Annotated in this window: 30 protein-coding genes and 1 riboswitch; of the genes, 24 read left to right on the top strand and 6 right to left on the bottom strand. The window is 43.9% G+C overall.

The window, feature by feature from the left end:
- The first annotated feature begins 263 nt into the window (after positions 1 to 263).
- The 16 genes from D2910_RS15485 to D2910_RS15415 all read left to right on the top strand — a co-directional run bounded on the left by D2910_RS15485 (position 264) and on the right by D2910_RS15415 (position 15,955).
- Positions 264 to 1,430 (top strand): dicarboxylate/amino acid:cation symporter, encoded by a 1,167-nt coding sequence (locus D2910_RS15485; RefSeq protein WP_084242504.1) that lies wholly within the window; start codon positions 264 to 266, stop codon positions 1,428 to 1,430.
- Between the two features lie 103 nt (positions 1,431 to 1,533).
- Positions 1,534 to 2,067, top strand: a complete 534-nt coding sequence (locus D2910_RS15480; RefSeq protein ID WP_084242503.1) for a hypothetical protein — start codon at positions 1,534 to 1,536, stop codon at positions 2,065 to 2,067.
- A 196-nt stretch (positions 2,068 to 2,263) separates the two neighbouring features.
- The gene (locus D2910_RS17125) at positions 2,264 to 2,422 is read left to right on the top strand and encodes a YuzK family famiily protein (protein ID WP_479692240.1); all 159 of its coding nucleotides are present in this window, start codon (positions 2,264 to 2,266) and stop codon (positions 2,420 to 2,422) included.
- A 345-nt stretch (positions 2,423 to 2,767) separates the two neighbouring features.
- Positions 2,768 to 3,550: a Fe-S cluster assembly ATPase SufC gene (sufC, locus tag D2910_RS15475; protein WP_280522381.1), complete on the top strand. Its 783-nt coding sequence runs from the start codon at positions 2,768 to 2,770 to the stop codon at positions 3,548 to 3,550.
- A gap of 18 nt (positions 3,551 to 3,568) precedes the next feature.
- Positions 3,569 to 4,873: a Fe-S cluster assembly protein SufD gene (gene sufD, locus D2910_RS15470; protein WP_084242501.1), complete on the top strand. Its 1,305-nt coding sequence runs from the start codon at positions 3,569 to 3,571 to the stop codon at positions 4,871 to 4,873.
- Positions 4,873 to 6,102: a cysteine desulfurase gene (locus tag D2910_RS15465; protein WP_117314113.1), complete on the top strand. Its 1,230-nt coding sequence runs from the start codon at positions 4,873 to 4,875 to the stop codon at positions 6,100 to 6,102. Before sufD ends, D2910_RS15465 begins: the two co-directional genes overlap by 1 nt.
- Entirely contained in the window at positions 6,092 to 6,532 is a 441-nt protein-coding gene (sufU, locus tag D2910_RS15460; protein ID WP_084242499.1) for a Fe-S cluster assembly sulfur transfer protein SufU, read from the top strand. The genes D2910_RS15465 and sufU overlap by 11 nt, the downstream gene beginning before the upstream one ends.
- Before the next feature lie 21 nt (positions 6,533 to 6,553).
- Positions 6,554 to 7,951 carry a Fe-S cluster assembly protein SufB gene (gene sufB / locus D2910_RS15455; RefSeq protein ID WP_084242498.1) on the top strand — a complete coding sequence of 466 codons (1,398 nt, stop codon included), beginning with the start codon at positions 6,554 to 6,556 and terminating at the stop codon, positions 7,949 to 7,951.
- 132 nt (positions 7,952 to 8,083) lie between these two features.
- Complete coding sequence (locus D2910_RS15450) at positions 8,084 to 8,944, top strand: DUF72 domain-containing protein (protein WP_117314112.1); 861 nt, start codon at positions 8,084 to 8,086, stop codon at positions 8,942 to 8,944.
- A 27-nt stretch (positions 8,945 to 8,971) separates the two neighbouring features.
- Positions 8,972 to 10,315, top strand: a complete 1,344-nt coding sequence (locus D2910_RS15445) for a bifunctional metallophosphatase/5'-nucleotidase (RefSeq protein ID WP_117314111.1) — start codon at positions 8,972 to 8,974, stop codon at positions 10,313 to 10,315.
- 66 nt (positions 10,316 to 10,381) lie between these two features.
- A riboswitch (Lysine riboswitch) is annotated at positions 10,382 to 10,563 on the top strand.
- 111 nt (positions 10,564 to 10,674) lie between these two features.
- On the top strand, positions 10,675 to 12,252 hold the full coding sequence (locus D2910_RS15440) for a Na+/H+ antiporter NhaC family protein (protein ID WP_117314110.1): 1,578 nt from the start codon (positions 10,675 to 10,677) through the stop codon (positions 12,250 to 12,252).
- Between the two features lie 195 nt (positions 12,253 to 12,447).
- Complete coding sequence (locus tag D2910_RS15435) at positions 12,448 to 13,968, top strand: sodium-dependent transporter (RefSeq protein WP_084242494.1); 1,521 nt, start codon at positions 12,448 to 12,450, stop codon at positions 13,966 to 13,968.
- A 13-nt stretch (positions 13,969 to 13,981) separates the two neighbouring features.
- Positions 13,982 to 14,104 carry a MetS family NSS transporter small subunit gene (locus D2910_RS15430; protein WP_117314109.1) on the top strand — a complete coding sequence of 41 codons (123 nt, stop codon included), beginning with the start codon at positions 13,982 to 13,984 and terminating at the stop codon, positions 14,102 to 14,104.
- Between the two features lie 197 nt (positions 14,105 to 14,301).
- On the top strand, positions 14,302 to 14,661 hold the full coding sequence (locus D2910_RS15425) for a YutD family protein (protein WP_084242621.1): 360 nt from the start codon (positions 14,302 to 14,304) through the stop codon (positions 14,659 to 14,661).
- Between the two features lie 84 nt (positions 14,662 to 14,745).
- Positions 14,746 to 15,204, top strand: a complete 459-nt coding sequence (locus D2910_RS15420; RefSeq protein ID WP_117314108.1) for a DUF86 domain-containing protein — start codon at positions 14,746 to 14,748, stop codon at positions 15,202 to 15,204.
- A complete protein-coding gene (locus tag D2910_RS15415) occupies positions 15,191 to 15,955 on the top strand; it encodes a TIGR01457 family HAD-type hydrolase (protein ID WP_084242492.1) in 765 nt (254 codons plus the stop codon). Before D2910_RS15420 ends, D2910_RS15415 begins: the two co-directional genes overlap by 14 nt.
- Positions 15,956 to 15,976: 21 nt before the next feature.
- Here D2910_RS15415 and D2910_RS15410 read toward each other — a convergent pair whose 3' ends face one another.
- A complete protein-coding gene (locus D2910_RS15410; protein WP_084242491.1) occupies positions 15,977 to 16,213 on the bottom strand; it encodes a YuzB family protein in 237 nt (78 codons plus the stop codon).
- A 150-nt stretch (positions 16,214 to 16,363) separates the two neighbouring features.
- On the opposite strand from D2910_RS15410, the gene D2910_RS15405 reads away from it, so the two are divergent.
- The gene (locus tag D2910_RS15405) at positions 16,364 to 17,431 is read left to right on the top strand and encodes an NAD(P)/FAD-dependent oxidoreductase (RefSeq protein ID WP_117314107.1); all 1,068 of its coding nucleotides are present in this window, start codon (positions 16,364 to 16,366) and stop codon (positions 17,429 to 17,431) included.
- A 45-nt stretch (positions 17,432 to 17,476) separates the two neighbouring features.
- Here the strand turns inward: D2910_RS15405 and D2910_RS15400 are convergent, their stop codons facing one another.
- A complete protein-coding gene (locus tag D2910_RS15400; RefSeq protein ID WP_101803325.1) occupies positions 17,477 to 17,800 on the bottom strand; it encodes a YuzD family protein in 324 nt (107 codons plus the stop codon).
- A gap of 83 nt (positions 17,801 to 17,883) precedes the next feature.
- Between D2910_RS15400 and D2910_RS15395 the strand changes: the two genes are divergently transcribed.
- The 6 genes from D2910_RS15395 (at position 17,884) to D2910_RS15375 (ending at position 22,070) form a co-directional block, all read left to right on the top strand.
- Positions 17,884 to 18,120, top strand: a complete 237-nt coding sequence (locus D2910_RS15395; RefSeq protein WP_084242488.1) for a NifU family protein — start codon at positions 17,884 to 17,886, stop codon at positions 18,118 to 18,120.
- Positions 18,121 to 18,240: 120 nt separating this feature from the next.
- Positions 18,241 to 18,603, top strand: coding sequence for a HesB/IscA family protein (locus D2910_RS15390; RefSeq protein WP_084242487.1), 363 nt, complete (start codon positions 18,241 to 18,243; stop codon positions 18,601 to 18,603).
- 226 nt (positions 18,604 to 18,829) lie between these two features.
- On the top strand, positions 18,830 to 20,044 hold the full coding sequence (locus tag D2910_RS15385) for an NAD(P)/FAD-dependent oxidoreductase (RefSeq protein ID WP_084242486.1): 1,215 nt from the start codon (positions 18,830 to 18,832) through the stop codon (positions 20,042 to 20,044).
- 213 nt (positions 20,045 to 20,257) lie between these two features.
- Positions 20,258 to 20,383 (top strand): YuiA family protein, encoded by a 126-nt coding sequence (locus tag D2910_RS16975; RefSeq protein ID WP_158241206.1) that lies wholly within the window; start codon positions 20,258 to 20,260, stop codon positions 20,381 to 20,383.
- Between the two features lie 177 nt (positions 20,384 to 20,560).
- Entirely contained in the window at positions 20,561 to 21,643 is a 1,083-nt protein-coding gene (locus D2910_RS15380) for a YkvI family membrane protein (RefSeq protein ID WP_117314106.1), read from the top strand.
- Between the two features lie 97 nt (positions 21,644 to 21,740).
- Positions 21,741 to 22,070, top strand: a complete 330-nt coding sequence (locus D2910_RS15375) for a YuiB family protein (protein ID WP_084242484.1) — start codon at positions 21,741 to 21,743, stop codon at positions 22,068 to 22,070.
- Between the two features lie 38 nt (positions 22,071 to 22,108).
- Here the strand turns inward: D2910_RS15375 and D2910_RS15370 are convergent, their stop codons facing one another.
- On the bottom strand, positions 22,109 to 22,585 hold the full coding sequence (locus D2910_RS15370; protein ID WP_084242483.1) for a divergent PAP2 family protein: 477 nt from the start codon (positions 22,583 to 22,585) through the stop codon (positions 22,109 to 22,111).
- 150 nt (positions 22,586 to 22,735) lie between these two features.
- Here D2910_RS15370 and D2910_RS15365 point away from each other — a divergent pair, with 150 nt between their 5' ends.
- On the top strand, positions 22,736 to 24,229 hold the full coding sequence (locus D2910_RS15365; RefSeq protein ID WP_084242482.1) for a leucyl aminopeptidase: 1,494 nt from the start codon (positions 22,736 to 22,738) through the stop codon (positions 24,227 to 24,229).
- 20 nt (positions 24,230 to 24,249) lie between these two features.
- Here the strand turns inward: D2910_RS15365 and mnhG are convergent, their stop codons facing one another.
- Genes mnhG through D2910_RS15350 form a run of 3 tightly spaced genes read right to left on the bottom strand, consistent with a single transcriptional unit; the run spans position 24,250 to position 25,374 of the window.
- The gene (gene mnhG, locus D2910_RS15360; protein ID WP_084242481.1) at positions 24,250 to 24,633 is read right to left on the bottom strand and encodes a monovalent cation/H(+) antiporter subunit G; all 384 of its coding nucleotides are present in this window, start codon (positions 24,631 to 24,633) and stop codon (positions 24,250 to 24,252) included.
- Positions 24,617 to 24,898: a Na(+)/H(+) antiporter subunit F1 gene (locus tag D2910_RS15355; RefSeq protein WP_117314105.1), complete on the bottom strand. Its 282-nt coding sequence runs from the start codon at positions 24,896 to 24,898 to the stop codon at positions 24,617 to 24,619. Before D2910_RS15355 ends, mnhG begins: the two co-directional genes overlap by 17 nt.
- Entirely contained in the window at positions 24,895 to 25,374 is a 480-nt protein-coding gene (locus D2910_RS15350) for a Na+/H+ antiporter subunit E (protein ID WP_084242479.1), read from the bottom strand. Before D2910_RS15350 ends, D2910_RS15355 begins: the two co-directional genes overlap by 4 nt.
- Between the last annotated feature and the right edge of the window lie 3 nt (positions 25,375 to 25,377).

Below are 25,377 nucleotides of genomic sequence, written 5' to 3'. Positions count from 1 at the left end.
CGCCGTATACGCGAACCGTACGTACGGTGTTGTGAGAGGGGCGGAAATAAGTTAGCTTATTTTCCCTCTACTCGATTTAATGTAGGATTTGGTAAAAAGTATACATAAAGTTAGGAAGTTCAAACCAGTAGCTATGATTATTTCGATATAGTAAATTAATCTAATATTCCGTGTATTTTCGAAAAGCTTATCTTATTTCATCAACTATGGTAATTTGATAACTATTAATAAAAAAACATTTGTACACATAGGGGGGACATGCAGTGAAGTTTAAATTCGGTTTATTGCCCAGAATTATTGTGGCCATTGTATTGGGAGTTTTAATTGGTTCCATCGCTACGGAAAACATCGTGAGGATTTTTGCTACATTCACATCCATCTTCGGTAATTTCCTGAACTTTGTTGTGCCGTTGATTATTCTAGGTTTTATCGCGCCAGGGATCGCAAAATTGGGCAAAGGTTCCGGCAAGTTGCTTGGCATTTCAACGCTTGTCGCTTACAGCTCAACAGTAATTGCAGGAGTTTTTGCTTTTGTTGCGGCTATGTTCATTTTGCCTGGATTCATGGAAGGCCGGGCACTTACAAGCCTTGATGATCCTGAACATGCGCTGGCTCAAACTTTTATCGATCTGGAAATGGCTCCGCTATTCGGCGTAATGTCTGCTTTGATTTTGGCATTCCTGCTTGGTATCGGAATGGCATCGACAGGAAGCAAAACCATGATTGCCTTTTTTGATGAATTTCAGGCTATTATCGAGAAAACAATTTCTGTCATCATAATCCCGCTATTGCCTTTTTACATCTTCGGCATTTTCGCCAATATGGCATACGGCGGAGCGGTCATGGAAATCCTGTCGCTGTTTGGAATTGTTTTTGTCCTGATCATCATCCTGCATTGGTTGATGCTGCTGCTACAGTACAGTACTGCCGGCACTTTAAAGAAAAAGAATCCTTTTGTCTTGCTTAAGACAATGATGCCTGCCTACTTCACGGCACTGGGCACTCAGTCTTCTGCAGCCACGATTCCAGTGACATTGAGACAAACCCGAAAAACAGGAGCAGATGAGCGCATAGCTGATTTTTCGGTTCCGTTGTTTGCAACTATCCATTTGTCTGGGAGTACGATTACTCTGGTTTCCTGCGCGATCGGTGTAGTCCTCTTAACAGGACAGTCACCTGATTTCGGATCGTTCTTTCCATTCATCCTGATGTTGGGTATTACAATGATCGCTGCTCCTGGGGTACCAGGTGGTGCTGTAATGGCGGCAATCGGTTTATTGCAAAGCATGCTGGGGTTCGATGAAACAATGGTCGCTTTAATGATCGCTCTCTATATGGCCCAAGACAGTTTCGGGACTGCCGCAAACGTCACGGGTGATGGAGCTTTGGCCAATATCGTAGATCGTTTCACAAGCGGACGAAAAGTTTAGAATTATTTTTTGATTCAGTGCATTCCGGCTATTTCCTATTCTCTATACTCTTCTGTAAAGCTATGGTAATATATCAAAGTATTGAGAATAAGGAGGAAACACCATGAAAAAATTATTAGTAATTGGATTATCATCTTTGCTTTTTTTAGGTGCCTGCAGTTCTGAAGAATCCGGTGATACAAGTAAAGCGACGGATTCATCGAACAGCGAAACAGCTTCAACAGATAATGCAGAAGTGAAAAAAGAATTGATGAGATTTTATATGGCAGTCCCGAACACGATCAATGAAGTGGACGGCGATCTGAATACATTTGAACAGCAGCAGGCTGAAGAGATTCTGCCTGAGGGAGACGAATTGACAGCATTGAAAGAAGCGGCGGCAAGTTCTGCAGAAGAAGCTTCACAAGCTGTTGAAGGAATCGAAATTCCGGAAGCTTTGAGCGATAAAGAAGAAGATATCCAGTCAGCACTTGGCATGATTTCTGAATCCTACGATATGAAAGCAGCTGCGTTGGCTGAAGAAGAAACTTCTTTTGAAGCTGCCAATGAAAAATTTGCTGAAGCGGACGAAATTTTCAATTCCATTCTTGAAGAATATGAATTGATTCCTTCAAGCATTCAAAATGAAGTAAACTAATTAAAATCGAAAGTCCGGCATGCAAATGTCGGGCTTTTTCTTATATTTTCCAGAAACTATGACGATAGGTCCATTTTCAGACAAATTACCCTTTATTACGTTTAGCGCTAAATCATTGGGGTATAATTGATATTGAAAGATAATCTGAAAGGAATGATTCATTATCGAGTCAAACGGTATCGAGCATACTGAGAAAATGGAACAGGCATTTAGAAATGCACATGGATTTGGAATCAATGAGTATCAGAACGATCCGGGAAAAATTATTGAAGTGGAACAACGGAGAGAACAGGAGTATAATGACAGTCAAAGAATCGTTTCTCAGTTAGAGCGTCAAGTACACCGTGATATATAAAATAAGCAGTTGAAAACTGAAAGGAAGCCGATGCGTTTAGCATCGGCTTTTTCTTATGCTTGGACTTATGCCTTGCTTTACTGAATATACTGCCAGCATTGCAGCAGCCGCATAATATTTCACTTACTGAAAGCCATTCTCAATTATGCGGCTTTCATTGAAAATGAAATTCACTATTTTTTTTGGTAAATAATCGCTTTTCACTTTAGAAATACTGATTTTTAAATTGTTTTCCCGCAGCCGCAGAACCTGGTTTAATGATTTGCCAGAGCAGTCGATATCGGTTAAGATTAGAATGATACTAATTAAGAATGGTTATCCGTTCAACATTAACTATATGGAGGTATTTACATGTCAACTTTGGTCATCAAGGATTTACACGTTGAAATCGAAGGTAAAGAGATTTTAAAAGGTGTAAACTTAACTATTAATACAAGCGAGATTCATGCAATCATGGGTCCGAACGGTACAGGTAAATCAACATTGGCTTCAGCTATCATGGGCCACCCGAAATATGAAGTGACTTCTGGTTCCATCACATTGGATGGCGAAGATGTTCTTGATATGGAAGTTGACGAACGCGCGCGCGCAGGTCTTTTCCTGGCTATGCAATATCCAAGTGAAATTTCTGGTGTAACAAACGCTGACTTCATGCGTTCTGCCATGAACGCACGCCGCGAAGAAGGCGATGAAGTTTCATTGATGAAATTCATCCGCGAGCTGGACAGCAAAATGGAAGTTTTGGATATGGACCAGGATATGGCACAGCGCTACCTGAATGAAGGATTCTCAGGCGGGGAAAAGAAACGCAATGAAATTCTTCAAATGATGATGATCAAACCGACAATCGCTGTTTTGGATGAAATTGACTCCGGTTTGGATATCGATGCATTGAAAGTCGTTTCCGAAGGGATCAACCAAATGAAAGGCGAAGATTTCGGATGCCTGATCATCACTCACTACCAGCGTCTATTGAATTACATCACGCCTGACCATGTCCATGTCATGATGCAGGGCCGCGTTGTTAAATCCGGCGGAGCAGAACTTGCGCATAAATTGGAAGCGGAAGGCTATGACTGGATCAAACAGGAACTTGGAATTGAAGACGAGACTGTAGGACAAGCATAATTGAAGGGAGAGACTGGCATGACGGTTGAAACAAATTTAAAAATGACCGAGCAAGAGCTGCGCTCCTTTTCAGAAATGAATGGTGAACCATCATGGTTTACCGAGCTGCGCCTTCGCTCGTTTGCAGAAGCGGAAACATTGCCGCTACCAAAACCAGATAAGACAAAAATCCTGAACTGGAATTTTACAGACTATCCGGTTCATACAGTAAAAAGCTCAACATTCGGTTCAATTGAAGATCTGACTGAAGATATCAGAACCATTGTGGATCTTGAGCAAAAGAACCTTTACATCCAGCACAATAATACACCGGCGTTCTCGCGCATTTCAGAAGATCTGGCTGCTAAAGGCGTCATCTTGACGGATATTTTTACAGCTCTTCGCGAACATGGCGACTTGGTGAAAAAATATTTCATGACGAACGGTGTTAAAGCTGATGAGCATAAATTGACTGCCTTGCACGCAGCACTGATGAATGGCGGAGCTTTCCTTTACGTTCCAAAAAATGTTGAGGTTGAAGAGCCTGTGCAAGTCGTGTTCTATCACGATGATGCAGATGCCTCACTATTCAACCATGTGATTGTCGTTGCAGACACGAGCAGTAAAGTGACTTACGTGGAAAACTACTTCTCTACAGTAGCTAAATCAAACGGTTTGGCAAACATTGTTTCAGAAGTATTCGCCGAAGACAATGCGCAAATCACTTATGGGGCGGTTGATGTTCTTGCAGAAGGTTTCACTACTTATGTAAATCGCCGCGGTGTTGCTGCGCGTGACGCGAAAATCGAGTGGGCTTTAGGTTTGATGAACGACAGCGATACGATCTCTGAAAATGTTACGCATCTGGTTGGGGACAACTCAATCGGCGATACAAAAACGGTAGTTGTCGGCAGAGGCAGCCAGAAACAGAATTTCACAACGAAAGTGGTTCATTGGGGCAAGAATTCCGATGGCCAGATTCTTAAACATGGTGTTATGAAAGATTCTGCTTCTTCCATATTCAATGGAATCGGCAAAATTGAACATGGTGCCACTAAATCGAACGCTGAACAGGAATCTCGTGTATTGATGCTTAGCCCGAACGCCCGCGGCGATGCCAATCCGATCCTGTTGATCGATGAAGATGATGTCACTGCCGGCCACGCAGCATCTGTCGGACGTGTGGATCCGCTTCAGCTCTATTATCTGATGAGCCGAGGGATTACTAAACAAGAAGCTGAACGTCTTGTTATTCACGGTTTCTTGGCGCCAGTAGTTAATGTGCTGCCAATTGAAGGCGTTAAAAAGCAATTGACGGAGGTTATCGAAAGGAAAGTCCGCTAATGATCAGTAAAGAGATAAAAAGCTATTTTCCTATATTGAACCAAGAAATCAATGGACATCCGCTAGTATATCTGGACAGCGCAGCAACTTCACAGAAGCCTGTGCAGGTAATCGAAGCACTTGAAAATTATTATAAATTCGATAATTCCAATGTGCACCGAGGCGTCCATACGCTGGGCAACCGTGCCACAGAAAAATATGAAGGTGCCCGTGAAAAGGTCCAAAAATTCATCAATGCCAGTTCCACGGAAGAAATCGTATTTCTTCGTGGGACAACAACGGCTATAAATCTTGTAGCGCAAAGCTACGGGCGTGCCAATGTCAATGAAGGCGATGAAATCGTCATCACTTACATGGAGCACCATTCAAATATCATTCCATGGCAGCAATTGGCCAAGGAACGTGGAGCGATCCTGAAATATATCGAACTAGAAGAAGATGGCACCATTTCACTTGAGCAAGTGAAGGCCGCAATCACTGAACGGACAAAAATCGTTTCAATGGTCTATGTTTCAAATGTCCTTGGAACGATGAATCCGGTTAAGGAAGTTGCGCAGATCGCCCATGAAAATGGAGCGGTGATGGTAGTGGACGGTGCACAGGCTGCACCCCACCTGAAAATTGACGTCCAGCAATTGGATTGCGATTTCTTCGCCTTCTCAGGCCATAAAATGGTCGGACCGACAGGCATCGGAGTATTATATGGAAAGAAAGCATTATTAAATGAAATGGAGCCGGTTGAATTCGGCGGCGAAATGATTGATTTCGTCGGCCTTTACGATTCTACCTGGAAAGAGCTGCCATGGAAGTTTGAAGGCGGAACACCTATAATCGCCGGAGCAGTCGGACTTGGCGCAGCCATCGATTTCCTGAATGAAATCGGATTGGACGAAATCGAAAAGCATGAACATGAAATGGCAGCATATGCCATGAAAAAAATGAGCGGAATCGACGGCCTTGAAATTTACGGTCCGAAAGATCCGGCCAAGCGTGCAGGCATTGTCACATTCAACCTGAATGACGTCCATCCCCATGATGTAGCGACAGTGCTCGATATGAGCGGAATTGCTGTCCGTGCAGGGCATCATTGCGCACAGCCGTTGATGAAATGGCTGGAAGTATCCGCTACGGCCCGTGCAAGCTTCTACCTTTATAATGGCGAATCGGATGTCGACCGCCTTGTAGAAGGATTACGCTCTGCAAAGGAGTATTTCAACGATGTCTTTTAATAACTTAGATCAATTGTATCGGTCCGTGATCATGGACCATTATAAAACGCCACGGAATAAAGGCACTATCGAGAATGACAGCATCAACATCGAAATGAACAACCCGACGTGCGGAGACCGCATCCATCTGACTTTGCAGGTTGAAGACGGAATCGTCAAAGACGCAAAATTCGATGGTGAAGGCTGCTCCATTTCGATGGCTTCCGCTTCAATGATGACACAGGCAGTAAAAGGTAAAGATGTGGATACAGCTCTTGGGCTGTCCAAAACTTTTTCTGACATGATGCTTGGCAAAGAGTATGATGATTCTGTAGATCTGGGTGATATTGAAGCGCTGCAGGGGGTATCACAATTCCCAGCACGCATTAAGTGCGCTACACTAGCCTGGAAAGCCATGGAAAAAGGTGTGCACGAGCAAGAAAAATCGTAACACAAGAACGGAGGAACGATAATGGCTAAAAAAATGCCTGAAATCGGTGATTATAAATATGGGTTCCATGACAAGGATGTCTCGATTTTCCGCTCTAAACGCGGTTTGACAGAAGATATCGTCAGAGAAATTTCTAATATCAAAAGCGAACCTGAGTGGATGCTTGAATCACGTTTGAAAGCCCTAAAATTGTTCTATTCAATGCCGATGCCACAATGGGGCGGCGATTTGGCGCCTTTAAACTTTGACGAAATCACTTATTACGTCAAACCATCTGAAGCAAGCCAAACTTCATGGGATGAAGTGCCTGATGAAATTAAACAGACTTTTGATAAATTGGGTATTCCTGAAGCTGAACAAAAATACCTTGCAGGTGTCTCTGCACAGTATGAATCAGAAGTTGTCTACCACAACATGAAGGTTGAACTTGAAGACATGGGCATCATCTTTAAAGATACTGATGCTGCACTTCGTGAAAACGAAGACCTGTTCCGCGAATACTTCCAGACAGTCATTCCGGCTGCCGACAATAAATTCGCCGCTTTGAATACAGCTGTATGGTCAGGTGGTTCATTCATCTATGTACCGCCTGGCATTAAAGTGGAATCGCCGCTGCAAGCCTATTTCCGCATCAACTCGGAAAATATGGGGCAGTTCGAGCGTACGCTGATCATCGTTGATGAAGGCGCAAGCGTCCACTATGTGGAAGGCTGTACAGCACCGGTTTACACAACGAATTCACTGCACTCTGCTGTAGTTGAAATCATTGTTAAAAAAGATGCTTATTGCCGTTACACAACTATCCAGAACTGGGCAAACAACGTCTATAACCTGGTTACAAAACGTTCATTCGTTGATGCCAACGGCACAATGGAATGGATCGACGGCAACATCGGTTCCAAATTGACGATGAAATACCCTGCAGTTTACCTTCGTGGTGAAGGCGCACGCGGTATGACATTATCGATTGCAATCGCAGGTAAAGGACAGCATCAGGATGCTGGCGCGAAAATGATCCATATGGCACCGAATACTTCATCTTCCATTGTTTCGAAATCGATTTCGAAACAAGGCGGTAAAGTATCGTACCGCGGGATTGTCCGTTTCGGCCGTAAAGCTGACGGCGCCCGTTCAAACATTGAATGTGATACGTTGATCATGGACAACTTGTCCACGTCTGATACGATCCCATACAATGAAATCCTGAACGACAATGTATCTTTGGAGCACGAAGCGAAAGTTTCAAAAGTGTCCGAAGAGCAATTGTTCTACTTGATGAGCCGCGGCGTTTCTGAGCAGGAAGCTACTGAAATGATCGTTATGGGCTTCATCGAACCATTTACAAAAGAACTTCCGATGGAATACGCGGTTGAAATGAACCGTTTGATCAAGTTCGAAATGGAAGGTTCAATCGGTTAATAAATTCTTATACAAATCCCCATTGCTTAATTGCAGTGGGGATTTTTTCTGTGTTTTACGGGTAAAGCTCAGGTAGGACGTTCTATTTTTTCTGTGCTATCATTTAACTAACAGTATCTCGGAGGTGGCGGAATGATTTATGCGGGATTGACGGGGTGGGGAGACCATCCGGATGTCTATAGTCCAGGCTCGAAGCAAAAAGACAAGTTGACCGATTACACAGGACATTTTCCGATCGTTGAATTGGATTCTTCATTTTACGCCGTGCAGCCGGAAAGAAATATCCGGAAATGGATTGCCGAGACACCAGATTCTTTTCAATTCATCGTGAAGGCATATCAGGCAATGACCGGACATTTGCGCGGAGAAAACCCGTTTGATACAGAGGAGGAAATGTATGAGGCGTATATTAAATCCATCAGGCCGCTGAAAGAAGCGGGCAAGCTCGCGATGGTGCTGTTGCAATTTCCTCCATGGTTTGATTGTGTCAAAGAAAATGTGGACGAAATCAGGCGAATAACAAGCAAGCTGAGTGAATTCGATTTGGCGATCGAATTCCGCCATCAATCCTGGTATGCAGAAGGGTTCCGGGAGAAAACCTTCGAGTTTCTGCGGGAGCATAACTTGATCCATTCAGTTTGTGATGAGCCGCAAGCGGGTGATGGCTCGATTCCGCTGGTGCCAGTCTCAACCCGAAAAGATAAGGTACTGTTCAGGCTGCATGGCCGCAATGTTCACGGATGGCAGAATGTAGGGAACTCGAAAAAATGGCGTGAAGTCCGATATTTATATGACTATAACCAGGAAGAGTTAACAGAAATTAGCAGAGCGGCAAATAAGCTGGCTGAACAGGCCGACAATGTCTATGTCATTTTTAATAATAACTCCGGCGGGCATGCAGCAGGAGATGCAAAGCAATTCCAGCAGATGAATGACTTGACCTTCGAAGATCTGGCTCCCAAGCAATTGGATCTGTTTGAAGGGGAATTTTAACGAGAGGCGATAAAGAGGTGTTTTAAAATGGCTGAAACTATTCATATCTATCACACAAATGATCTGCACAGCCATTTTGGCAATTGGCCAAGTATCCATGCTTTTTTGGCTGAACGGAAGCAGTGGCACGAAGAAATGGGCGATTTCTGTCTCATTTTGGATATCGGTGACCATGTGGACCGTTCGCATCCGTTCACTGAAGGCACAGCGGGGAAAGGTAATGTGAAATTGTTGAATGAAGCGGGTTACGATGCAGTGACAATAGGTAATAACGAAGGCATCACTTTATCGAAAGAGGAATTGGATGAATTATACAGGGATGCGGATTTTGATATCATCCTATCCAACCTCATAGCTGAAAACGGCGAACGGCCGGATTGGGCCAAGCCGTATAAAATCATTCGGACACCCGAAGGCAAACGGATTGGCCTTGTCGGTGCCACAGCCGAATTCACACCTTTTTATGAAAGGCTGGGCTGGAAAGTGACTGCAGCCCGGGACTCCATTCTGCAGGCCGTCGAAGAGGTCAAGGCTGAAACAGATTTTATTGTCTGCTTGTCGCATCTGGGGATAAGAGAAGATGAACTTCTAGCTGAAAGCTGTCCGGAAATCGATTTGATATTAGGGGCGCACACCCACCATATTTTTCATGAAGGAAAAGAAATTGGCAATGTACTGCTCGGAGCTGCAGGCAAGTTCGGCGCTTATCTCGGGCACGTTATTATAGAAGAAGATCTGAAAAAGAAAAAAGCGTATTTAATTGAAACAGAGAAATTAGAGAATCCTGACGAAAATTATGACCAGAAGCTGCGGGAACACGGGAAAGAATTGATGAGGGATGCTGTGTTTTATAATGATGCAGCCCTTAAAGCCGAATGGTTTAAGGAATCTGAGATGGCCCAGTTGTTCGGCAAGGCCATGATCGAGTTCTCGGGGGCGGATTGTGCGCTGTTCAACGCCGGCTTGTTTATGCAGGACATGCCGCTTGGTGAAATAACACGCTACGATTTCCATCAGATGCTTCCTCATCCCATAAATCCGTGCATGATCGAACTGAGCGGTGCTGAGCTGAAGGAGATATATCTTCAGTCAATGAATGCTGAATGGCCACAGCTTGAGTTGAAAGGATTGGGTTTCAGAGGTGCAGTTTTCGGTAAGATGATCCGTACGGGGATGGATCTGGACAATCATCAGTTATATATAAATGGGCACATTGCTGACAGTGATCAAATTTATAAACTCATCACTTTGGATATGTTCACATTCGGATATTTCTTTCCGGAATTCAAACGTTCAGCCAAAACCTATTTTATGCCGGAGTTTATCCGGGACGTATTCAGCGGTTATTTTTCGCGGAACATGGTGCGGTAGGAGAACTGGATGAAATTGACCTTGATTTCAAAACAATTTTAGTATATGCTAACAAAGAATTGTATATCGATGGGTAGAGGCTGCAAAACCGATGAGTAAGATATGTGAGCGTGACAGCGATGATCATATTTGAAAGGCGGTTTTGCCGAAGTCCATTTTCCGTTGTCACCGGAAAGTGAGGCTGGGGGCATCCTTAACAGGGATGTCACTGTCATTTATGCTTGCATAAATGGAGAGCTACAGGGTTGTTTGATGTTTTACCGCACAGACGAATTGTAGGAAGCCGACTTGTCCCTTAGGATAGAGCCGGCTTTTTTTTTCTCCATTCTATTCCATCAAAAAATAGGAGGAAACTATTCATGGAAAACACGATCTTCTCGATCCTGCCGCCGATTATCGCAATCGTCATGGTATTGCTGACCCGGCGGGTATTATTATCATTGGGCGTAGGTATCATTTCAGCGGCGCTCATTCTAACGTCATTCGCGCCAGTTGGTGCAATGCAGGAATTATTTACATCATTTCAAGTGATCTTCTGGGATGAAGGCTTTAATGCATATAATGTCTATATTCTTCTATTCCTATTATTGCTTGGCATCATAACTGCTTTCGTCAGTTTGTCCGGAGGCAGCCATGCGTTTGCTGACTGGGCTTCAAAACGGGTCAAATCACGCCGCGGAGCAAAAGTTCTTACAGTAGCGCTCGGCATTGTCATTTTCATCGATGATTATTTCAATGCATTGGCGGTCGGACAGGTTGCTCGTCCCATAACAGACCGTTATAAAGTATCTCGTGCGAAACTCGCTTATTTCATCGATTCTACGGCAGCTCCTGTCTGCGTGGTTTCACCGGTATCGAGCTGGGGCGCCGCAATCATCGGGATCATCGCTACGATTCTTGCTGGGCAGACGTTCGTAGAGTATTCGGCTTTGGAAGCATTCCTATGGATGGCGCCGATGAACTTCTACGTGATTGCTGCACTGGCGATCGTCTTCTTCGTTGCCTACCGTGATGTCGATTTCGGGGAAATGAAAAAACACGAAATTAATGCAATCGAAAACGGTCAGCTTTACGATCCGGATAAATCGATTCCTGGAGAGATGAAAGAAGAATTTCCATCCCATTCCCACGGGCGTGTTCTTGATTTACTGCTTCCAATTCTTGTATTGGTTGCCGGCACCATCGCCGCAATGTTGTGGACGGGTTATCAGAACGCAGGCCAGCAAATGGATGTCTGGCTGATTTTTGAAAATACGGATGTTCCTTTATCGTTATTGGTGGGTGGACTTCTTGGGACCATCACATCCATCGTGCTTTACTTGCTTCAAATGAATAAAAATGAAACTGCCAATGCCGGATGGATCGGCAAAGGAATCTGGGCAGGGATCAAATCAATGATCGGTGCAGTTCTGATTCTGATCTTCGCCTGGTCATTGACTTACCTGATCGGAGCGCTTGAAACAGGTACGTATCTTGCAGGGATTGTAAGTGAAGGAAATATACCGGTTTCAGTTCTTCCGGTATTATTATTCCTGCTGGCTGGTGTCATGGCATTCTCAACAGGCACATCATGGGGTTCTTTCGGTATTCTATTGCCGATTGCCGGAACCATCATGATTGAAGCCGCACCGGAATTATTATTGGCGTCATTATCTGCAGTTCTTGCAGGTGCGGTTTTCGGTGATCATTGCTCACCGATTTCTGATACAACGATCTTGTCTTCGACTGGAGCCGGAAGCAATCACATGGACCACGTCGCTACACAGCTTCCATATGCGCTCACAGCGGCAGCAATTGCTGCAATCGGGTATTTAGTCATAGGCCTTACAGGGTCGCTGATATGGTCGTTGCTGGCTGTTGTTGTTATCCTGGCAATACTATTCGTTGTTTGGTCACAGCGTACAACTATACTCGAAAAAACCAGAAATGCTCAATAAAATGGAAGCGGAGAGAATTTCTCTCCGCTTTTTTATTATTGCTAGAATAGTTTTTTGAAAAAAATATGAGAAATCGTCTTTACTTTGAACAACCTGCTCGGTATACTATTTTTAGATTAGATAATAATCTGAAAATATACAAACTTCCCATTTTTCTGTAAGGAAATTGGAAGTTCGTAAAGAGGGGGAGAAATTATGGAACGTTCGCAATGGGGGACACGCGCCGGTTTTATCATGGCGGCAGTGGGCTCGGCAATCGGTTTGGGAAACATTTGGCGTTTTCCGTATGTGGCCTATGAAAATGGTGGAGGAGCATTCTTTATACCGTACTTATTCGCTCTGTTAACCGCAGGGATACCGATTCTAATCTTAGAATTCACCATCGGTCACAGATACCGGGGATCAGCACCATTATCATTCTTCCGCATGAGCGGCAAGAAAGCGGAATGGCTCGGCTGGTGGGCTGTACTTGTATCATTCGTCATATCCGTATATTATGCTGTCATCATCGCTTGGGCAATGCGTTATACAATATTCGCAGTCAACCAGGCTTGGGGAGATGACACACAGGCCTTCTTATTTGGAGATTTTCTTCAACTGGGAGACGTCCCGGGGCAAACCGGCGATATCGTATGGGGAGTCTTTATCCCATTAGTACTGGTTTGGGCAATTACACTTGGTATATTACTTGCTGGTGTCAAGAAAGGGATTGAAGCTGCCAACCGGATCTTTATACCGACATTGGTTGTGATTTTCCTGATCATTGTCATCCGTGCTGTTACGTTGGACGGAGCAATGATGGGTCTGAACGCATTCTTCGAACCGAATTTTGATGCAATCATGGATCCTTCGGTTTGGGTTGCTGCATACGGACACATCTTCTTCAGTTTATCCGTAGCATTTGCAATTATGATCACTTATTCAAGTTATCTTCCGAAAAAATCGGATATTACAAATAATGCTTTCATTACCGGATTTGCAAACTCAAGCTTTGAGTTGCTTGCAGGGATTGGGGTATTCGCTGTACTCGGCTTCATGGCCGCACAATCCGGAGTTGAAGTTTCTGAAGTGGCAACTGCCGGCGTCGGTTTGGCGTTTGTCGTGTTCCCGCAGATCATCAATGAATTCCCTGGATTGAATGGACTCTTCGGCGTCCTGTTCTTCCTGTCATTGACGTTGGCTGGATTGACTTCGTTGATGTCGATCACTGAAACATATGTAGCAGCAATTGCTGAAAAATTCGGCACATCACGCCGCAAAGCGGTTGCATTCGGTGGGGGATTGGCTGCAGTCATTTCCATCTTGTTCGCTACTCAAGGCGGTCTTTACTTCCTTGACCTTGCAGATTACTACATCAACCAATTCGGTGTTGCAGCAGTCGGGCTTGTCGAAGTTGTCATGGTGGTTTGGATCCTGCGTAAAGCAGACAAGCTTAAAACGCATGCGAATGCTATTTCTGACATCCAGCTTGGCGGATGGTGGAAATTCTGTCTTGGCGTCATTACACCGATCGTATTGGGCTATATGATGTTTGGCTTACTGAAACTTAACATTCTTAAAGAGTTCGATAATGATACAGGAAACTACGAAGGCTATTCCGATATGTTTACGTTATTCGGAGGAGTCGCTGTAGCAGCTGGGGCTCTGATCTTAGGAATCTTGTTCTCACTCGGCAAATGGCATAAGAGCCACGCGGAATTCGAGGAAGAAAAATAAGGGGGTTAACGCAATGGAAGTAAGTGCAATCGTAGTTATGATTATTGGTATCGTGCTTTTATGGGGCGGATTGGCTGCCAGCATATTCCATGCAATACGAAGCGGCAAAAAGAATAAGGCTGATAACGCAGCTTGATAAAAGACTCCGGAAACTAAATGTTTCCGGAGTTTTTATTTTGACAGGACTGTTCCTTGTTCGGGTAACGGCTTTATGGTACATTTGGGAAAGAGAATGGTTGACAGGCTTCCTGGTTTCATATGGCGATCATCTGCAATGCGCCAGTGAAACGCAAGCCTTTGCCTGAAGGCTAAAGTAAATGGATGGTGAATGTTTTGATTACTATAGACCAGTGGAATTATGAAATCGTCATTGATTACCGTGAAGGATTTCAGGAAGAAGCGATCAATAACCGTTATAGCGAAATTTTAGGCAAGTATGATTACATCCTTGGAGACTGGGGCTATGGCCAGTTGCGCTTAAAAGGTTTCTTCGAAGACACCAACCATAAGGCAAGCTACGACACAAAAATCAGCACGCTGCAGGATTATCTATATGAATACTGCAATTTTGGGTGTGCTTACTTCGTCATCAAAAAAGTCGGAAAAGCTCCTGTAGCTGAACCGGATACAACAGATACAGAAGCTGATACAACAGATCACTTGAGTGAGAAAAATCCCGTTGCGGAATCATGATGCAGCGGGGTTTTTTTGTGCCATTATGCTATTATAGGAAATGATATCAGATAGAAAGAAACTATACCTGTTGGAGGGTTACAAATGTACTTTATTGATCGCAGCAAAATTACAGAAACTATCGCATATATGAATTCCTTGTTGGAATTATATAAAACCAAATCGGGCTGGAGCAGCCTCGAAGATCAATTGGCGTTGGAGCGGCTGACGCATAATGTGATTGAATCCATAATTGATGTCGGCAACAGTATGATTGATGGGTTTATCATGAGAGATCCAGGCAGCTATGACGACATCATTGACATTCTGACAGATGAAAAAGTCATTTCCCCTGAAATGGATGCACCTTTGAAGAGTGTGATCGGGTTAAGGAAATCATTGGTGCGTGATTTCATGAAGATGGATCATGCGGCTATTATTGAAGTTCTGGACGGTGCGTTAACTGAATTGGAAGCATTCGGGCCTAAAGTGGAATATTACCTTGTCCACGAACTTGGACCTGTATCTGCATTCATCCCGGAGACAAAAAATGAAGGACTATAAAGTATATTGCCTCGACTTGGATGGTACGGTATTCAGAGGCAGTGAAGTGATACCTGAAACTGCTGATTTTATTCAACGTTTGCAACAAAAAGGCATTGAACCTTATTATGTAACGAATAATGCCTCTATGACACAGCTGCAATTTGCTGAAAAACTGAAGTCTTTTGGTATTTCAGCACCTGCTGAACACATCATGACTTCCTCCATTGCAGCAGCAAAATATATTAAAAGATGGTATCCGGATAAGAAGGTCTTCATGATCGGCACTGACGGCGTGGAAGAAGCCTTGAAGAGCGAAGAGATTGAAAGGGTTTATGAAGATGCTGATATCGTGCTGATGGGCATTGACCGGAACATCAACTTTCAAAAACTGGCGACAGCCTGCCTGGAAGTCCGTAAAGGAGCGGTCTTTTTATCGACGAACAGGGATTTGGCTTTTCCTTCGGAAAAAGGTTTCATGCCTGGAAACGGTGCTTTTACAAAGGTGGTTTCTTCATCAACAGGTGTGGAGCCAGTCTTTATCGGCAAGCCGGAAATGCATATGCTGGAAGCGATCCAATATGAAATCGGATGCGAGAAAGAGAACATGGTCATGATCGGAGATAATTACGATACCGATATACAAGCGGGAATCCGTTTTGGTGTTGAGACAATCCATGTCAATACTGGCGTAACGCCAATGGAAGATGCGGTAAAAAAAGAAATTCCTCCCACGTATGCGGTCGAAAACCTGAGCTTCTGGGAAATATAAAAAAGCCATCGGAAAGATGGCTTAAAATAAAGGATTTTCTTCTATAAACTCATACACTTTTTGTGTAAGTTCTTCAGGTGTATCCGCCTCGACAATTTCGCCATTCACTAAGGCATAAAGGGTCTCGGAGCATTTAGTGCAATAACTCAGGCAGCCATATTCCAACACGTCGAGATTTGGGTCCCGATCTAGTTTTTCAAAAGCATCCTGGGCTCCATTTACGATATTGCTGACGCAAAATTCAACAATTGGATTCATTAAGGTCACCTCGCTACTTCGAAATCCTACCTTTTTTCAGGGGGAAAGTCAATTATTTGATTTCTTCTGGAGATATTGTGAAAGTTATCACAATCCTTTATAATTTGATGTGGGAAAGCAGTAGACAGAAGAAAGTTAAAGGAGATATTTATGCGAAAACTAGTCTTATTAGGCGGCGGTTACGGCAATATGAGAATATTGCTTCGTTTATTGCCAAGCAGTTTACCACAGGATGTCGAAATCACGCTGATCGATCGGACTCCGTTCCACAGCATGAAAACTGAATTTTACGCTTTGGCAGCCGGTACGGAATCAGATCAGGATGTTCGGGTCGATTTTCCGGAGCATGAGCGCCTAAAAATCGTAAATGGCGAAATTTTGGAAATCGGAATCGATGAAAAATGCGTCTTTATGGAAAACGGACAACGGATCGACTTTGATGACCTCGTTATTGGACTGGGTTGTGAAGATAAATACCATAGCGTTCCTGGTGCTGACCAATACACTTACAGTATTCAAACCATCGGGCAATCAAGAAGGACATACCAGGCGTTGCTGGGTTTACCGGCTAATGCGGTTGTCGGTATAGTAGGAGCGGGACTAAGCGGAATCGAACTGGCAAGTGAACTTCGTGAAAGTCGTGAAGATTTACAGATTAAGTTGTTTGACCGCAGTCCACGGATTTTGCGTGATTTCCCGGAACGCTTAAGCAACTTTGTGAAAAAGTGGTTCGACAGCCATAATGTTGATGTGGTTTCAAACTCCAATATCACAAAAGTGGAGCCGAATCTTCTATATAATCATGAAGAGACGATCCCGGTTGATGCGGTCGTATGGACAGCCGGCATTCAACCGGTTAAACCGGTGCGGAATTTGGGGCTTGAGAGTGATTCAATCGGTCGCGTAGTCATTAACCAGTATCACCAGCTGCCTGCCAATGAAAACGTCTATGTAGTAGGCGACTGTGCAGCTTTGCCGATGGCGCCTTCTGCGCAGCTTGCTGAAGAGCAGGCGGAACAGATTGTCAAAGTGCTTAAGATGCGTTGGAAAGGTGAGGCTCTTCCTGAAACGATGCCTGAGATCAAGCTGAAAGGTTTCCTTGGCTCACTCGGCAAGAAACAGGGCTTCGCTTATCTTGCAGACCGGACAGTTACAGGCCGTATTGCACGTCTGATGAAATCCGGCGTATTGTGGATGTACAAATGGCATAATGGCTGATATAAAAATTCAAAACAAAAAGCGCTCAGCAATGAGCGCTTTTTTTCATTCTGCCGTAAAACCGTGTTTTTCGAGTTCTTTATAAATCGGTTTTAATTGGACGTAGCCTTCAGCTGCAACTTCATCTTCAACAAGTACCAAAGGATAGAAGAATTCATCATTTTGGATGCGTTCGATATAATCTTTTTGGCGATCATTCTCCGGCTCTTTCTCAATATCGATGTAAGTAATTGAAAATGGCTGATCTTTATATTTTCTTGGTATGGCAGCCTGGAGCCACTCGAATGTATCGAGTGAAGATGGTGCATTTACACAGCTGGCGCAGATTACTTCTGCCCCGTATACTTCGATGGCAATATTTTTTGTCATAAACTTGGACCTCCTGGAAATTCAATAGTGGCTTTTTCTCTCTAATCACATTATAATGATTATAATGAAAGGAGTCGATATAAATGACTGAAGCTTTGATGGAAGAGCAAGTAATGGAAGTCTTAGATAAATTACGTCCATTCCTTTTACGTGACGGAGGAGACTGTGAACTCGTCGACATAGAAGATGGCATCGTGAAACTTCGTCTGCTTGGAGCATGCGGAAGCTGCCCGAGTTCGACAATTACATTGAAAGCTGGAATTGAACGCGCATTAACGGAGGAAGTTCCTGGCATAGTGGAAGTAGAACAAGTATTTTAAAGCCAAGGGACCTGTTGCAGGTCCCTTTTTCTGTTTGTATAATAGAAGAAAGTAAGCCGGTTTTCTGGAATGCCGGCGGGATTTATTGATATGATAATCGAAAGGAAAGGGTGACAGGTAATGGAACAGATAGTCGAAATTACAGAAGCCGCTTCTTTTCAGGTAAAAGAAATGATGCGACATAACGAAGAGGAAGATTCTTACTTGCGTGTAGCCGTTAAAGGCGGAGGCTGCAGCGGTTTGACGTACGGTATGGGATTTGAAAAAGAACAAGGGACGGAAGACGACCTTTACGAACAATTCGGTATTCCGATCCTCATTGCGAAAGACGATGCGCCGATATTAAAAGGCACGGTAGTCGATTATAAACAATCGCTGATGGGCGGAGGCTTTACGATTGAAAATCCGAACGCCATCGCTTCATGCGGATGCGGGACATCATTCCGCACTGCGAAAAAAGCAGGCACACCTGAAAGCTGCTGATTCAAAAATGGGAAAACCTTCTGCTCACGCTGGTGATGCAGAAGGTTTTTTTATGAAAAAAAGGGAATAATCTGTTTACTCTTATAGGAGGATTATCTGGTACTATCCAGTTGAAATCACTAGTTAAAAAGGCTAATATAGAGTGTAGGAGTAAATTGGAAACATCAACAAACATTAATTAGGGTTTTCCGATTTAAAAAATGACTCGAAGGTGGTTGCGATTAGATTGAAAAGACCGTCAATTTTAGTATTAGGTGCAGGCTATGGTGGCTTGACTACCGTAGTGAATCTGCAAAAAATCATGGGTACAGACGAAGTCGACATCACGTTGATCAACAAAAACGAATACCATTACGAAAGTACATGGCTTCATGAAGCTGCAGCAGGGACAATGACTCCTGAACAGGTCCGTTATGATATCAAAGAAGTAATCGATCCTGTCAAAGTCAGATTTGTTCAGGCTACTGTTGAAGAAATCGATGTTAAGGGCAAAAGAGTTCTTACTGATAATGGCGAATTTACATATGATTATATCGTCATCGCTCTTGGTTTCGAAGGTGAAACATTCGGTATCGAAGGACTTGATAAATACGCTTTATCAATTGCGAATGTCAAAGCGGCACGTTATATCCGCGAACATATCGAATTCCAATTTGCTACATGGTCTACGGAAGAAGTCAAAGATGACAGCCGCTTGAACATAGTAGTTGGGGGAGCCGGTTTCACTGGAATCGAATTCCTGGGCGAACTCGCTAACCGTGTGCCTGAACTCTGCAAAGAGTTTGATGTGCCTCGTGAAAAAGTCCGCGTGATTTGTGTAGAGGCTGCACCGATGGTATTGCCTGGATTTGATCCTGAGCTTGTCAACTATGCAGTTGGCCATCTTGAATCCAAAGGAATAGAGTTCTCGATCGGAACTCCGGTTGTTGAAGCGACTCCAGAAGGCGTCAACATCAAGAAGAGCGACGATGAGTTTGAATTCATCAAAGCTGGCACAGTGGTCTGGGCTGCCGGAGTCCGCGGCAACAGATTGATTGAATCCACACCTATTGAAAATATGCGTGCCCGCGTTAAAGTTGAAAAAGATTTGCGTGCTCCAGCTTTCCCTGACGTATTCATCGTCGGTGACTGCGCATTGATGATCAACGAAGAAACAAACCGTCCATATCCACCGACAGCACAAATCGCTATGCAGCAAGCAGAAACAGCAGCTGCCAACATCAAAGCCTTGATTCAGGGCGGTACAACTCAAGAATTCATTCCTGACCTTAAAGGTACAGTGTGTTCTCTTGGTGATGATGATGCGATTGGTGTCGTATTCGGCAAAAAAGTGACTGGCAAGAGAGCTTCTTTCATGAAGAAAATGATCGATAACCGTGCACTATATATGGTTGGCGGACCGAAACTGGTCATGAAAAAAGGGAAGTTCAACGTATTATAATCTCTGATTTAATAAGCCTCCTTATGGAGGCTTCTTTATTTTGCCAAGATTGGTATCGAAAAGTTAATAATTGCGAAAATTGTGTCCATTTTATGATATTGTTAAAGTATTTTTAATGTATCCGCTTACATTCAGTTCTTTCTCTTGCCAGTTTTAAAACTCCGTGTTATATTATCAGAATATTAAAAACAATAGCAGGAGGAGGTGTTTCGGATGAAGAATTTCAAACAAGTCAAATCAACGAACCAATGCCCATATTGTGCAGGCCAAGGTTATTTCCAATTGCGTTTGGGCGGATCGGAAACGTGCTCTTGCTGCTCAGGATCAGGAAAAAAATAACATAGTCCATTCTAAAAAGCACGGCGCTGACTTGCGCCGTGCTTTTCATTTTGTAGTCATGGAAAGCAAAGAATTGTTTGATGACATCTCTTTTTAGGGTATTTTAAAACCATCTATATATATTGTAGATTTACATATCACCCAAGTATAAGACCATCAGGAAAAGGAGAGGATATTATGAAAAGAAGCTTAAAAATAGCCAGTGCCTTTATCGGGATTGTTGTAGGCGCTGGTTTCGCTTCAGGACAAGAAATTTTGCAGTACTATACAAGCTTCGGTTATTGGGGTCTTGGCGGTGTTCTTGTAGCCACAGCGCTATTCGGTTATATCGGAATGATTCTGACTCGGCTTGGGAGCCGCATGCAAACGACTTCCCATGAAGATGTCGTCTATCGCATCAGTGGGAAATGGCTTGGTAAAGTGATTGACTATACATTGATTTTGACCTTATTCGGTATTTTGGTCGTCATGATTGCCGGAGCCGGCTCAATTTTCTCCCAGCAGTTCGACCTCGCGCCAGCATTCGGCCGTGGAATCATGGTCGTGCTGGTCATCGTGACAATCATGATGAATGTGAAAAAAGTCATCACCGTCATTTCCAGCATCACCCCATTCTTGATCTTGATGGTCGTAGGTATCGCCATCTATAGTGTTATGACGATGGACAGCAGTTTCAGTTCACTGGATCCGGTGGCTAAGGAGCAGCTGTCAGCAACGCCGAACTGGCTGTTATCAGCAATCAATTATGTATCGCTTGCGATTGCGTTGGGTGCCTCGATGTCGCTCGTCATGGGCGGTGCAGAAAAGGATGAGAAAGTGGCTGCCCGCGGTGGTTTGATTGGGGGACTCGGATTTGGCGTCCTTATCCTGCTGAGTTATGTGGCAATATTTGCGAAAGTCGATGTTGTCGGAAGAGCAGACCTTCCAATGCTTGCCATCGGTGATGATATCTCGCCCATACTCGGCATTATCATGGCAGTTGTCATCTTCGCAATGATCTATAATACTGCAGTCAGTATGCTGTTATCATTTTCTGCCCGTTTCACGGAAATCGGTACAAAGAAATTCCGCATTTTCGTAATCATTGCTGGACTTATTGCTTTTGCACTCAGCTTCCTAGGCTTTACATCACTAGTGAACTGGCTCTACCCAGCAGTAGGCTATCTTGGCTTATTGCTGATCGGTGCATTAATTTTGGCAGATATCCGCAAAGTAGGTAAAAACGACAGAGCAAACAATAAAAAAGCAACGAATGAGTAAAGGCTTGTGTCAATGTCATGAACTATGGGCAAGCGGATTGAAAGGCTCTGATATTTCGGGTAAACTGATGTAGGGAATATCGGAGGTTAGAATTACTATGAATAGTTCATTCACTATTGTTCAATTGATCATTTCAATGCTTTTATTTTACGTTATGTTTTTCGGCATCGGCTTTTTGCTGAATATGCTGTTGCGGATGACCTGGCTGATGGCCATTGTCTATCCGATCGTCATTCTTCTTGTAATAGATGATGTAGGTGTTTTTGATTATTTCACCAACCCTGGAGAATCTTTCAGTATGCTGGGTGATACAATCACATCTCTGACAGGAACGGATATTGCTGTTCTGTTGTCGGGGTTTGCTGGTGCCATAACAGCTGGCTTTGTAATGAAAGTCCTTCGTAAAATGGGCTATCAAATGTTTTAAAAAAATCCGTGCGGGCCAAAATGGCCCGCACGGATTTTTTATAGGATCAGACTGTAGACGATCGCGGATATCGCAATCCCTGTCAATGCGCCCATAAAGACTTCACTGGGTTTATGGCCCAGCAGGGTTTTCAATTCTTCTATTTTTTCTTCTTCTTTTTTCTTTGGCCAGTTTCTGGTTTCGTTCATGAATAATTGCAGGTCCATCCGCATCTTATTGATCGTCAATGCCTGCTGTCCAGCTTGGAATCTTACGCCTGTCGCATCATACATGGTAATGACGGCGAACATGGTTGAAACCGCAAAAATAGTTGACCCTACACCATGCTCGTATGCGACTGCGGTTGTGAGAGAAGTAACGGCAGCAGAGTGCGAACTTGGCATTCCGCCGGTAGAAGTAAAGAGCCTCCAGTCCAGCTCCCTGGTCACTGCATATTGAATGGGGATTTTTATGAACTGGGCAAAGATGATGGCAAACAATGCGATCATTAAAGGGGTATTCGAAAATAACTCCATCCAATTATCAACCTTTCAAAATAAAATCTGTTGCTTCAGTATAGCATACTCCCTTTTTTCTACGTGCTTGAAACAATTTCGACTGTCGAACTACTAAGCTTTTGGATTACGTGCTAAACTTAAATAGAACAGATATTGAGGAGGAGAAAAATGAATATATCGGTGCAAAACAACGAACAGAAAAACAATGCAGAAATTTTGATTGTCGGACTTACCCGTCATCCTGAAAATACAAAAGGATGGGATGGTTTCGCAGAACGATTCGAGGGGAAATTGCAGGATTGGGTTAAAAACGAACTGTCTTTCGATAAAAAAAACATCATTACATATCCGGCTTTGGCGGGTGACATCCCGAGAATTATGTTTATCGGCATGGATGACCGCAAGAAAATGAATGAAGATGACGTCCGTGCAGCTTTCGGTTTAGCGGGAAAAGAGCTCGTAAAGAAAAAAATCAAAAACGCTGCGATATACCTTGATTCATTCCAGAACGAGGACATCACTGCAGAAGATGCGGCTTATCTTGCAGCTGAAGGAATCGGTATGGGCATGTACAGTTTTGCCGACTACAAGACATCATCCAATGAAGTGGAAGTGGAACTTGAGACTCTCTCTCTTCTTACAGAAGAAAACGCCGAAGACATCGAGGCAGCCGCACGAATCGGACAAGTATTCGGTGAATCAGTTAACGAAGCACGCACCTTGGTCAATATGCCAGGCAATATCCTGACGGCTACGGCTCTCGCTGATTATGCCCAGGAACTCGGTGAGCAATATGGATTTGAAATGGACATCCTGGACAAAGCACAGATGGAAGAGCTTGGGATGGGTGCCATTCTGGCAGTCAACCAAGGGTCTGTAGAAGAACCGCGCTTGATTGTAATGAAATACAAGGCGACAGAATCCTTTGAAGATCCGCTTGCGCTTGTCGGGAAGGGAATAACTTTTGATACTGGCGGCTATTCATTGAAACCGAAAGACGGCATCGTCGGCATGAAAGGTGATATGGGCGGAGCGGCAGCCGTTCTTGGTGCGATGAAAATCATAGGGGAGCTGAAACCCGATAAGAACGTGATTGCTGTCATCGCATCAACGGATAATATGGTATCAGGCAATGCATTCAAGCCAGATGATGTCATCACTTCGTTAAGCGGCAAAACAATTGAGATCCTCAATACGGATGCTGAAGGAAGACTTGTACTGGCGGATTCCGTTACATACGCCAAGCAAATGGGTGCCACACGCATCATAGATGTGGCGACTTTGACAGGTGGCGTTATCGTTGCTCTCGGTATGGACAAAACGGGTGCACTTACAAATGACGAAGCATTTTTCGAAGAATTTTTGGAAGCCTCCAATGAAACAGGGGAATTTGTCTGGCGTTTGCCGTTAACGGAAAATGATAAGAAGCGCTTGCGTAAAAGCGATGTCGCTGATTTGAATAACTCACCGGGACGCGATGGCCACATGATTTTCGGAGGCGGATTCGTAGGCGAATTTGTTGAAGATACACCGTGGATCCATTTGGATATTGCGGGTACATCATTTACATCAGCAGCCCATGATCTTGGCCCTAAAGGCGGGACAGGGGCGATGGTAAGGACATTAGCAATGATGGTCGAAAGTTTGGCTGACGGGAAATAAGCAAAAGAAAACCTGCAGACTCAATTGTCTGCAGGTTTTTTTAATGCATATCTTTTTTTCTTGCGATCGACTGCAGGACCTAAATCGTCCCGTACGGTCTCCTCAGCCACTTTGGTGCCTGAAAGATAGGCAGCCCGGCCAATCAGGTGGCCTCCCACCGGCGCGGTAATAAACAGGAACGCGATGGCAATGAGCATTTGTGTATTGAAAATGCCTTCAATCAGCCAGAAGTGGATGAAGGTACCCGATAGGATAGCCAATACCCCCAGTGTGGAACTCTTTGATGCGGCATGTGTACGCGTATAGACATCTGGCAGCCGCACAAGCCCAAGAGCTGTTACAACACTGAAAAGGACACCTATGCTGATAAGAATTATGATGAGGATGTTAGCGATTGTGGTCACGATCGAAAATCTCTCCTCTCTCGATGAATTTAGCGAATGCTGCTGTACCGATAAAGGACAGGATACTCAGCAACAGGATAATTTCCAGGAAGAATTCCGTTTCGATAATCAGTGAAAGAAGGGCTACGATGGACACCAGGCTGATTCCAAGTGCATCCAGGGCTACAACCCGATCTGCTACTGTAGGTCCTTTCACTAATCTGACCAACAAACCGGCGAAAGCCACACTGATGATAGCGAGTGAAATCCAATAGAACATCATCATGGACGGCTCACCTCCATAATCGCGCGCTCAAAAGTATTCTTAATGGAAGAAACAGCTTCTTCAATATCATCGAAATCGAGCGCATGGATATAGAGTCTTTTTTGGTCATCGGAAATTCCGACGACCAAAGTGCCAGGTGTCAGCGTAATCAAAGCTGAAAGCAGGGTTATTTCCCAATCTTGCTTCAACTCAGTCTCCATTTCGAAAATGGCTGGTTTAATGTTCATTTTAGGGCGAAGAACGATGCGCAATACCTGAAGACTGGATAATGTCAATTCCTTCATGAAGAGGATGATCAGTGAAATGACAGCCCATACCCTTGTCAAATACAATCTCCCTTTAAAGAATCGGCGCATCATGATGATGATTCCCAAGCCGACCAAAAAGCCGATGGCGAATCCGGAAGGAGTAAAGGACACAGAGATGAACATCCAAACGATTGCCAGAAAGAAGTTCAATAGGATTTGTGAAGACATATC

It is taken from the genome of Planomicrobium okeanokoites (assembly GCF_003428875.1).
In the GTDB taxonomy this organism is placed as follows: domain Bacteria; phylum Bacillota; class Bacilli; order Bacillales_A; family Planococcaceae; genus Planococcus; species Planococcus okeanokoites.
This window is presented reverse-complemented; position numbering and strand designations above follow the sequence as displayed.

Excerpts from the sequence above, each read along its gene's own strand:
- D2910_RS15480 (WP_084242503.1), top strand. The coding sequence starts at position 1,534 with ATGAAAAAATTATTAGTAATTGGATTATCATCTTTGCTTTTTTTAGGT.
- D2910_RS17125 (WP_479692240.1), top strand. The coding sequence starts at position 2,264 with ATGGAACAGGCATTTAGAAATGCACATGGATTTGGAATCAATGAGTAT.
- sufD (WP_084242501.1), top strand. The coding sequence starts at position 3,569 with ATGACGGTTGAAACAAATTTAAAAATGACCGAGCAAGAGCTGCGCTCC.
- D2910_RS15465 (WP_117314113.1), top strand. The coding sequence starts at position 4,873 with ATGATCAGTAAAGAGATAAAAAGCTATTTTCCTATATTGAACCAAGAA.
- sufU (WP_084242499.1), top strand. The coding sequence starts at position 6,092 with ATGTCTTTTAATAACTTAGATCAATTGTATCGGTCCGTGATCATGGAC.
- sufB (WP_084242498.1), top strand. The coding sequence starts at position 6,554 with ATGGCTAAAAAAATGCCTGAAATCGGTGATTATAAATATGGGTTCCAT.
- D2910_RS15450 (WP_117314112.1), top strand. The coding sequence starts at position 8,084 with ATGATTTATGCGGGATTGACGGGGTGGGGAGACCATCCGGATGTCTAT.
- D2910_RS15445 (WP_117314111.1), top strand. The coding sequence starts at position 8,972 with ATGGCTGAAACTATTCATATCTATCACACAAATGATCTGCACAGCCAT.
- D2910_RS15440 (WP_117314110.1), top strand. The coding sequence starts at position 10,675 with ATGGAAAACACGATCTTCTCGATCCTGCCGCCGATTATCGCAATCGTC.
- D2910_RS15435 (WP_084242494.1), top strand. The coding sequence starts at position 12,448 with ATGGAACGTTCGCAATGGGGGACACGCGCCGGTTTTATCATGGCGGCA.
- D2910_RS15430 (WP_117314109.1), top strand. The coding sequence starts at position 13,982 with ATGGAAGTAAGTGCAATCGTAGTTATGATTATTGGTATCGTGCTTTTA.
- D2910_RS15420 (WP_117314108.1), top strand. The coding sequence starts at position 14,746 with ATGTACTTTATTGATCGCAGCAAAATTACAGAAACTATCGCATATATG.
- D2910_RS15415 (WP_084242492.1), top strand. The coding sequence starts at position 15,191 with ATGAAGGACTATAAAGTATATTGCCTCGACTTGGATGGTACGGTATTC.
- D2910_RS15410 (WP_084242491.1), bottom strand. The coding sequence starts at position 16,213 with ATGAATCCAATTGTTGAATTTTGCGTCAGCAATATCGTAAATGGAGCC.
- D2910_RS15405 (WP_117314107.1), top strand. The coding sequence starts at position 16,364 with ATGCGAAAACTAGTCTTATTAGGCGGCGGTTACGGCAATATGAGAATA.
- D2910_RS15400 (WP_101803325.1), bottom strand. The coding sequence starts at position 17,800 with ATGACAAAAAATATTGCCATCGAAGTATACGGGGCAGAAGTAATCTGC.
- D2910_RS15395 (WP_084242488.1), top strand. The coding sequence starts at position 17,884 with ATGACTGAAGCTTTGATGGAAGAGCAAGTAATGGAAGTCTTAGATAAA.
- D2910_RS15390 (WP_084242487.1), top strand. The coding sequence starts at position 18,241 with ATGGAACAGATAGTCGAAATTACAGAAGCCGCTTCTTTTCAGGTAAAA.
- D2910_RS16975 (WP_158241206.1), top strand. The coding sequence starts at position 20,258 with ATGAAGAATTTCAAACAAGTCAAATCAACGAACCAATGCCCATATTGT.
- D2910_RS15380 (WP_117314106.1), top strand. The coding sequence starts at position 20,561 with ATGAAAAGAAGCTTAAAAATAGCCAGTGCCTTTATCGGGATTGTTGTA.
- D2910_RS15375 (WP_084242484.1), top strand. The coding sequence starts at position 21,741 with ATGAATAGTTCATTCACTATTGTTCAATTGATCATTTCAATGCTTTTA.
- D2910_RS15370 (WP_084242483.1), bottom strand. The coding sequence starts at position 22,585 with ATGGAGTTATTTTCGAATACCCCTTTAATGATCGCATTGTTTGCCATC.
- D2910_RS15365 (WP_084242482.1), top strand. The coding sequence starts at position 22,736 with ATGAATATATCGGTGCAAAACAACGAACAGAAAAACAATGCAGAAATT.
- D2910_RS15355 (WP_117314105.1), bottom strand. The coding sequence starts at position 24,898 with ATGATGATGTTCTATTGGATTTCACTCGCTATCATCAGTGTGGCTTTC.
- D2910_RS15350 (WP_084242479.1), bottom strand. The coding sequence starts at position 25,374 with ATGTCTTCACAAATCCTATTGAACTTCTTTCTGGCAATCGTTTGGATG.